This is a genomic window from Marinobacterium zhoushanense (assembly GCF_014641945.1).
Lineage (GTDB): Bacteria > Pseudomonadota > Gammaproteobacteria > Pseudomonadales > Balneatricaceae > Marinobacterium_D > Marinobacterium_D zhoushanense.
The window spans coordinates 309,452-317,774 of sequence record NZ_BMIJ01000008.1 but is presented as its reverse complement, the minus strand read 5'-3'; the positions used below and the strand labels follow the sequence as shown (position 1 = coordinate 317,774).

The 8,323-nt window shown below is 55.6% G+C and carries 6 protein-coding genes; 3 read left to right on the top strand and 3 right to left on the bottom strand.

The genetic code is table 11. The annotated features are described in order from the left end of the window. Positions 1 to 378 precede the first annotated feature (378 nt). The 3 genes from dtd to typA all read right to left on the bottom strand — a co-directional run bounded on the left by dtd (position 379) and on the right by typA (position 3,735). Positions 379 to 825, bottom strand: coding sequence for a D-aminoacyl-tRNA deacylase (dtd, locus tag IEX40_RS19465; protein ID WP_188751369.1), 447 nt, complete (start codon positions 823 to 825; stop codon positions 379 to 381). Positions 826 to 830: 5 nt separating this feature from the next. Then, positions 831 to 1,781 carry a prolyl aminopeptidase gene (pip, locus tag IEX40_RS19460; protein ID WP_188751367.1) on the bottom strand — a complete coding sequence of 317 codons (951 nt, stop codon included), beginning with the start codon at positions 1,779 to 1,781 and terminating at the stop codon, positions 831 to 833. Between the two features lie 136 nt (positions 1,782 to 1,917). Beyond that, a complete protein-coding gene (gene typA / locus IEX40_RS19455; RefSeq protein ID WP_188751365.1) occupies positions 1,918 to 3,735 on the bottom strand; it encodes a translational GTPase TypA in 1,818 nt (605 codons plus the stop codon). 406 nt (positions 3,736 to 4,141) lie between these two features. Between typA and glnA the strand changes: the two genes are divergently transcribed. The 3 genes from glnA (at position 4,142) to glnG (ending at position 8,310) form a co-directional block, all read left to right on the top strand. Continuing rightward, complete coding sequence (glnA, locus tag IEX40_RS19450; RefSeq protein ID WP_188751363.1) at positions 4,142 to 5,548, top strand: glutamate--ammonia ligase; 1,407 nt, start codon at positions 4,142 to 4,144, stop codon at positions 5,546 to 5,548. 268 nt (positions 5,549 to 5,816) lie between these two features. Further along, positions 5,817 to 6,890, top strand: a complete 1,074-nt coding sequence (gene glnL / locus IEX40_RS19445; RefSeq protein ID WP_188751361.1) for a nitrogen regulation protein NR(II) — start codon at positions 5,817 to 5,819, stop codon at positions 6,888 to 6,890. After that, positions 6,874 to 8,310, top strand: coding sequence for a nitrogen regulation protein NR(I) (glnG, locus tag IEX40_RS19440; RefSeq protein ID WP_188751359.1), 1,437 nt, complete (start codon positions 6,874 to 6,876; stop codon positions 8,308 to 8,310). Before glnL ends, glnG begins: the two co-directional genes overlap by 17 nt. Positions 8,311 to 8,323 lie beyond the last annotated feature (13 nt).

Here is an 8,323-nt window from a genome sequence, read left to right as displayed (position 1 = left end):
TGACAATAGAGACGTGGAATCATCGCCAGGCACCTAATGATCCCGAAAGGGAGTGAAGAACCCCGGTACCGAAAGGTGTCGGGGTTTTTTGCTTTCGGGTCTGCGCACAGAACCCTCAGTCGTTGAAAAACTATTTGACTCGTCTTGTATCGGCGACGGAAAAATAGGAAAAATTCCTATATAAACCGGAAGGGAATTAGGGGACTATGCGCTTCGAGGGACGCAGGGAAGCGTATTGAAAAAGCGGGATGCTTTACCCTCACCCCACGTCAGGGAAGGCGTGGGCGCGGCACGGATGCTGCGGTGGGGCTCTGTTACACGGATGTGGGCAGGCCCTGACCTTCCTCTAGTGATTTTATCAGGCGCCTGCCCGCCAACTTACTCTGCTGGAGCTTCCAGCATGAACGTTACCGGGCCGTCGTTCTCCAGTGTGATCTGCATATTGGCGCCGAAACGTCCTGTCGCTACCTGGTTTAGTTGTTTCGCGGCTTGCTCTGTAAAGTAGCGGTAGAGCTGTTCGCCTTGCTCGGGAGTGGCACCTTTAGAAAAGCCGGGACGCATGCCTTTTCGTGTATCGGCAACCAGGGTGAATTGGGAGACCACCAGCAGGCCACCATTCGTGTCACGCAGGCTGAGATTCATCCGGCCTTCGTTGTCAGGAAAGATCCGATAGTTGAGTACTTTGTGCAGAAGCTTATCCGCGCTCTGTACTGTATCGCCCTTTTCCACACCCAGCAGTAGCAGTATCCCTCGGTTTATTGCGCCTACGGTTTCACCATCTATGCTGACGTTGGCGTGGCTGACGCGTTGTATAAGTCCTTTCATCTAATTCAGGCCAGGCTGCGGGCGAAGTGGTCGGTTGCGTTGACGAGGTTGTCGATGATGCCGGGTTCGAATGCGGAATGTCCGGCGTCGCGGACGATGTGTAACTCTGCCTGTGGAAGCTGATGATAAAGTGCGAATGCCTGTTCAATGGGGCATACCATGTCATAGCGTCCATGGACGATTGTGGTCGGTATAGAGCGTATGTGTTTGCAGTCTTCCAATATCTGATTGGGTTTGAGGAACGCCTCATTAATAAAGTAGTGCGCCTCTATACGGGCCATTGCCAGGGCAAAGTGAGGATCGGAAAAGTGATCCACAACTTCGGGATTGGGGTCCAGGGTTGAACAGCGACCCTCCCAGACCGACCAGGCTTTCGCAGCGGCCATGCGGATGAGCTCGTTATCGGATATAAGGCGCTTGTAGTATGCGCTCAGTAGGTCCTGGTGTTCAGCTTCAGGGATGGGTTCCAGGTAGTCCTGCCAGAAATCGGGGAAAATGGCGCTGGCACCTCTCTGATAGAACCAGTCGATATCCTGTTTTCGGCAGAGAAATATACCGCGTAATATCAGACCGCAGGCTCTGTCGGGGTGAGCTTGGGCGTACGCCAGGCTCAGCGTCGAGCCCCAACTTCCTCCAAACAGTAACCACTGATCGATGTTGAGATGATCGCGGATCAGCTCCATGTCACTTATGAGTGCTGAGGTAGTGTTGTTGTGCAGGCTGGCGTGAGGTGTAGAGCGTCCGCAGCCTCGTTGGTCGAACAGGATGATGCGATACTTATCCGGATTAAAGAAGCGTCGATGGGTAGGTGCGCAGCCGCCTCCAGGGCCGCCGTGGACAAATAGGACCGGGATGCCTGCCGGATTGCCGCTCTCCTCGATATATAGCCTGTGGCCATCGTCAGTTGCTAGGCTGTAGTCTTGGTTTATCTGTATATCGGGGTAGAGCGTACGCATGCATAACTCCGTTTACTGTTCTGCGGAAGTCTCAGTATAAAGGCAGTGCTGGGAAGGGGACAGGTTTGGGGGTGTTGAGGCGTGGTGCGAAAAGGGCAGCCATTTGGCTGCCCTTGAGGTATCGCGATTTCGGCTCTTAGGATTTCTTAGAGCCGGCGCGCTTACGCTCGTTTTCCTTCAAAAGCTTCTTGCGAATGCGGATGCTGGTAGGCGTAACCTCAACCAGTTCGTCGTCCTCAATGAAGTCCAGTGCCTGCTCCAGAGAGAACTTGATCGGTGGGGTCAGCACAATATTCTCGTCCGTACCCGAGGCGCGAACGTTTGTCAGCTGCTTGCCTTTAGTCGGGTTAACCACCAGGTCATTCGAGCGACTGTGAATGCCGATAATCATCCCTTCGTAGACCTCAATGTTGGGGTCGATAAAGAGACGGCCACGCTCCTGCAGGGCATACAGCGAGTAGCCCAGCGCTTTGCCTGCGACCATGGATACGAGTACGCCGTTGATGCGGGATACCACCTCGCCCTTGTTGACCGGTCCATAGTGGTCGAAGATCGAGGTCATGATACCGGTGCCGGAGGTCATGGTCAGGAACTGGCTGCGGAAGCCGATCAGACCGCGGGACGGGATCATAAAGGTCAGGCGTACGCGGCCCTTGCCGTCCACTTCCATGTTGGTCATATCGCCGCGGCGTTTGCCCAGCTCTTCGATGATCGAGCCCTGGTGCTGCTCCTCGACATCCAGCATGACCAGTTCGTAGGGTTCCTGAATCTGCCCGTCGATCTCTTTCTGGATTACCTCGGGGCGCGATACACCGAGTTCGAAACCTTCGCGGCGCATACTTTCGATCAGAACCGACAGGTGTAGTTCACCGCGGCCGGAAACTTTGAACTTCTCAGGCGAGTCGCCCGGCTCCACACGCAGTGCTACGTTGTGGATAAGCTCTCGATCCAGGCGCTCCTTGATGTTGCGGCTGGTGACAAACTTACCATCCTGGCCTGCAAAGGGTGAATCGTTGACCTGGAAGGTCATGGATACGGTCGGCTCGTCTACCGAGAGCGCCGGCAGAGCTTCGATCACCTCGGGGTCGCAAAGGGTGTCGGAGATATTGAGCTCGTCCAAACCCGTGACGCAGATGATGTCGCCAGCCTGGGCCTCTTCGACTTCGGTGCGCTCAAGGCCGAGATAGCCCATGATCTTTAGTACGCGCCCGTTACGTACCTTGGCATGGCTATCGATCACCTTAACCGGGGTGTTGGTGCGCACCTTGCCGCGTGTGACTCGACCTACACCGATAACGCCAACATAGCTGTTGTAGTCCAGTGCGGAGATCTGCATCTGGAAGGGGCCTTCCGTGTCCACGATCGGTGGGTGGACATGTTTGACGATCGCTTCGAACAGCGGTGTCATATCCTCCGCCATCTCCTCGGGATCGTTCCCCGCAATACCGTTAAGCGCCGAAGCGTAGACTACGGGGAAGTCGAGCTGCTCATCGGTAGCGCCGAGGTTGTCGAACAGGTCGAACACCTGGTCCATTACCCAGTCCGGACGGGCGCCTGGGCGGTCAATCTTGTTGATGACGACGATGGGGTGCAGACCGCGTGCGAAAGCTTTTTGGGTCACGAAGCGGGTCTGGGGCATGGGGCCGTCCACCGCATCAACCAGCAACAGTACTGAGTCGACCATGGACAGAACGCGTTCCACTTCGCCGCCAAAGTCGGCGTGTCCCGGAGTATCGACGATATTGATGCGGTATTCGCCCCAGCGGATCGCCGTGTTCTTGGCCAGAATGGTAATGCCGCGCTCGCGTTCCTGGTCGTTCGAGTCCATTACTCGCTCAGAACCTTCGTCGCGTCGGGTCAGGGTGCCGGACTGCTGTAGAAGCTTGTCCACAAGTGTCGTCTTGCCATGGTCGACGTGGGCGATGATGGCTATATTTCTGAGGTTTTCGATCACGCGGTTTTACCTAGATTAATTCTAAAGGGCAGCATTATACGTAAGGGATTGCGAACAATCGATTACTAAGTAAACATCTAGCGTTTAAGTGCATAAACCGGGCTATACCTGTCGGTGATAGAGGCGACTTTGATTAGGTTCCGGTATTATGCTGATTGAGTCGTTGCGTGCAGGGAACATTCCGGATAAGCAGTGCTCCTTAGTGGTGCATTTTGTTTCTTGAGTGATCTGTGTTGGTGCATAGCTGCGTGCTTGGGCTGGTCTAGACGACCAGAAAATAGGCATTTAGCACAATTTCAGTGCTGGCATATTATTTGCTTTTAGTGATGCCATGGTTAGCTCGTTAAAAAACGGGCGGCTGAATAAGTATTAGCGTCTGGCAAATTCATCGAGTGGAGAGAGCCAAATGTCAGAGAAGACTCTGAATCTGATCAAAGAGAGCGATGCGCGCTGGGTAGACCTGCGTTTCACTGATTCCAAAGGTAAAGAACAGCACCTGACCCTGCCGGTAACTGAAATCGGTGACGATTTCTTCGAAGAGGGTAAGATGTTTGATGGTTCCTCCATCGCAGGTTGGAAGGGAATCAACGACTCCGACATGATCCTGATGCCGGACGATAGCGCCTCTGTAATGGATCCGTTCTCCGAAGATGCGACCGTTATCGTTCGTTGTGACATCGTTGAGCCGATGACCGGCCTGGGTTACGAGCGTGATCCGCGCTCTGTGGCCAAGCGTGCTGAAGAGTACCTGAAATCTACCGGTATCGCCGACACCGCTATGTTCGGTCCTGAGCCGGAATTCTTCGTGTTTGATTCCGTTGAATGGCACGCCGACATGAGCGGCTGTGGTTACACGATCCATTCCGAAGAAGCGGCTTGGGCGTCCAACCACAAGATCGAAGGTGGCAACATCGGTCACCGTCCACGCGTTAAGGGCGGTTACTTCCCGGTTCCGCCGGTTGACTCCCTGCACGACCTGCGTGGCGCTATGTGCGATGCCATGACTGCGATGGGGCTGTCTGTAGAAGTTCACCACCACGAAGTCGCAACTGCTGGTCAGTGTGAAATCGGTGTGCGTGGTAACACCCTGGTCAAGAAGGCTGACGAAGTTCAGGTCCTGAAGTACTGCGTTCATAACGTGGCGCACTCTTACGGTAAGACCGCTACCTTCATGCCGAAGCCGATCGTTGGTGACAACGGTTCAGGTATGCACGTTCACCAGTCTCTGTCCAAAGATGGCGTGAACATCTTTGCAGGTGATGCTTACGCTGGTCTGAGCGAGACTGCTCTGTACTACATCGGCGGTATCATCAAGCACGCCAAGGCGCTGAACGCTCTGTGTAACCCGGGTACCAACTCTTACAAGCGTCTGGTGCCGGGCTTCGAAGCTCCGGTCATGCTGGCTTACTCTGCTCGCAACCGTTCCGCTTCTATCCGTATCCCTTACGTAACCAGTCCGAAAGGTCGTCGTATCGAGACCCGTTTCCCGGATCCGATCGCTAACCCGTACCTGGCTTTCGCTGCGCTGATGATGGCTGGTCTGGACGGTATCCAGAACAAGATCCACCCGGGCGATGCTGCTGACAAGGATCTGTACGATCTGGAGCCGGAAGAAGCTGCTGAAATCCCGCAGGTTTGCGCTACTCTGTCCGAGGCTCTGGATGCTCTGGATGCGGATCGCGAGTTCCTGACCAAGGGTGGCGTGTTCACTGACGACATGCTGGATGCCTATGTCGCGCTGAAGCGTGAAGAGGTTCAGAAGGTCAACATGACCACTCACCCGGTTGAGTACGATCTGTACTTCTCTGTCTAATTAGGCGGAAAGTCCAAGAAAAGGGTCTCCTGTAGGAGGCCCTTTTTTGTTGGGTGGAAGGTCGTCGAGATCTGGTGTGGAATTCGGCCTATTTGCTCAAGGGGCTAAAATAGTTCATGTATGCACTATAGTGGTGCGTTTTATGGGGCTGTCATCGCAATAAATCCGCGTGGTGCTCTGATGCTGCGCAGCTGTGGTGCTTAAACGGGCATGCTGGAATTGGCTCCTAACTTGCATATGAAAATTCAGTGAAGTAGAGAATGAGTCGATGTTCCGTCAACAATCGCATAAACAGATCCTTGATAATCTGACCTCGTCGGTATTGCTGCTCGACGAGTCCTTACGGATTCAATACATGAACCCGGCGGCGGAGATGTTGCTGCAGGCCACTCTGCGCCGACTCAAGAATCGGTCGATCGACGAGTGGCTCTCCTCCAGTGAGGAGGAGGTCAGGGTGCTCAAAGAGTCTTTCAGAAGCGGGCACCCCTACAGCAAGCGTGAATCCAGACTTGTTACCCAGGCCGGCCAGGAGTTGATCGTCGACTACAGTGTCAACCCTGTGCCCCAGTCGGGGCTGCTGCTGGAGATTCAGGCGCGAGACAGATTGATCAGGATCGAGCGAGAGGAGGAGATGCTGACACGACACGCCACGGCCAGAACGCTGGTGAGGGGCTTGGCGCATGAGATCAAAAATCCTCTGGGCGGGATTCGCGGTGCCGCACAGCTGCTGGAACGTGAGCTTGCGGACGAAAGCCTCCATGAATATACCCGTATCATCATCGAGGAGGCTGACAGGCTGCGTAACCTGGTTGATCGTCTGCTCGGTCCGCATAAGCTGCCGAACATCGAGATGGTCAATATTCACGCGATACTGGAGCGTGTTTGTAGCCTGGTGCAGGTAGAGTCCGCCGGACATATCCATCAGGTACGCGATTACGACCCGAGTATCCCCGAGTTCGAAGGCGATAGTGAGCAGCTGATCCAGGCGATCCTGAATATCACACGCAATGCGATGGAGGCGTTGCAGGAGTCGAACACGCCGCAGCCACAGATTCTTCTGCGTACGCGCGCATTGCGCCAGATAACGCTGGGTACTGAGCGGCATCGCTTGGTGTGCTCGGTCGAGATCATCGACAACGGTCCGGGCATTCCAGCCGACCTGTTGTCGACCATTTTCTATCCGATGGTAACGGGGCGGGCGGATGGCTCAGGTCTTGGATTGTCTATCGCCCAGTCAATCATCAATAGCCATCACGGCCTAATCGAATGTAACACTGAACCGGGTCAGACGCGGTTCCAATTGTTTATACCGCTGGAGCAGAATCATGAGAACCTCAGGTAATGTCTGGGTTGTAGATGACGATCGATCTATTCGCTGGGTGCTGGAAAAGGCACTCTCTTCAGCCGGCGTTGATACACAGGTATTCGAGAATGCGGATGATCTGATACGCCGCCTTGAGCGCGAGCAGCCGGATGCGATCCTCAGTGACATCCGGATGCCGGGGACCGATGGACTGGAGCTGCTCAATCATATCCAGCAGGTGAACCCGGATATGCCGATCATTATCATGACGGCTCATTCCGACCTGGATAGCGCAGTTGCCTCCTATCAGGGCGGGGCTTTCGAGTACCTGCCCAAACCTTTCGATGTCGACGAGGCTGTGGCGCTGGTTAAACGTGCCATCGAGCATGCTCATGAGCGGCGTGAAAAGGTGACCGAAGAGACGGTCGATGCCAGCGCCGAAATCATCGGTGAGGCGCCGGCCATGCAGGAGGTGTTCCGCGCCATCGGCCGCCTTTCGCACTCCAACATCACCGTGCTGATCAATGGCGAATCGGGCACGGGTAAGGAGCTGGTCGCTCATGCCCTGCATCGCCATAGCCCTCGTGCTGCTCGGCCATTTATCCCGCTCAATATGGCGGCGATCCCGAAGGATCTGATCGAGTCGGAACTGTTTGGGCATGAAAAGGGGGCGTTCACCGGTGCCCAGGCCGCTCGCCGTGGTCGTTTCGAACAGGCCGACGGCGGTACGCTGTTCCTGGACGAAATCGGTGATATGCCGGCCGATACGCAGACCCGCTTGCTCAGGGTTCTGGCCGATGGCGAGTTTTATCGTGTTGGCGGGCACACGCCGGTGAAGGTCGATGTGCGCATTATCGCGGCGACCCATCAAAACCTGGAGCGGTTGGTAAAAGAGGGGCGGTTTCGCGAGGACCTTTTTCACCGCCTGAACGTAATCCGTATCCATATTCCCAAGCTGGCGGAGCGTCGCGAAGATATTCCGCGTCTGGCACGTCACTTCCTGGCGCACTCTGCCGAGGAGCTGGCGGTGGAGCCAAAGGTACTCAAGCCCGATACGGAGCAGTTTCTATGCGACCTGCCCTGGCCCGGTAACGTGCGACAGCTTGAGAATATCTGTCGCTGGCTGACGGTGATGGCCTCCGGCCGCGAGGTGCTGATCTCCGATCTGCCGACAGAGCTTGTCGAGTCGCAGGAAGAGGGCGTGCCGGTAAGCGGCAGCTGGGAGCAGGCGCTGCGAATCTGGGCCGATCAACAGCTGTCACGCGGTCATCAGGCGATCCTGAATGAGGCCGTACCCCAGTTCGAGCGGGCGATGATCGAGGTGGCGCTCAAGCACACGGCGGGCCGTCGCCGGGATGCCGCTCAGTTGTTGGGCTGGGGGCGCAATACCCTGACTCGCAAAATCAAGGAGCTGGGTATGGACTCTGGCGACCTTGCCGATGATGAGAGTGACGACTGACGTATTCTCGGGT

Bases quoted from the DNA above. Each gene is read 5' to 3' on its own strand.
- dtd (WP_188751369.1), bottom strand. From the start codon at position 825: ATGAAAGGACTTATACAACGCGTCAGCCACGCCAACGTCAGCATAGAT.
- pip (WP_188751367.1), bottom strand. From the start codon at position 1,781: ATGCGTACGCTCTACCCCGATATACAGATAAACCAAGACTACAGCCTA.
- glnA (WP_188751363.1), top strand. From the start codon at position 4,142: ATGTCAGAGAAGACTCTGAATCTGATCAAAGAGAGCGATGCGCGCTGG.
- glnL (WP_188751361.1), top strand. From the start codon at position 5,817: ATGTTCCGTCAACAATCGCATAAACAGATCCTTGATAATCTGACCTCG.
- glnG (WP_188751359.1), top strand. From the start codon at position 6,874: ATGAGAACCTCAGGTAATGTCTGGGTTGTAGATGACGATCGATCTATT.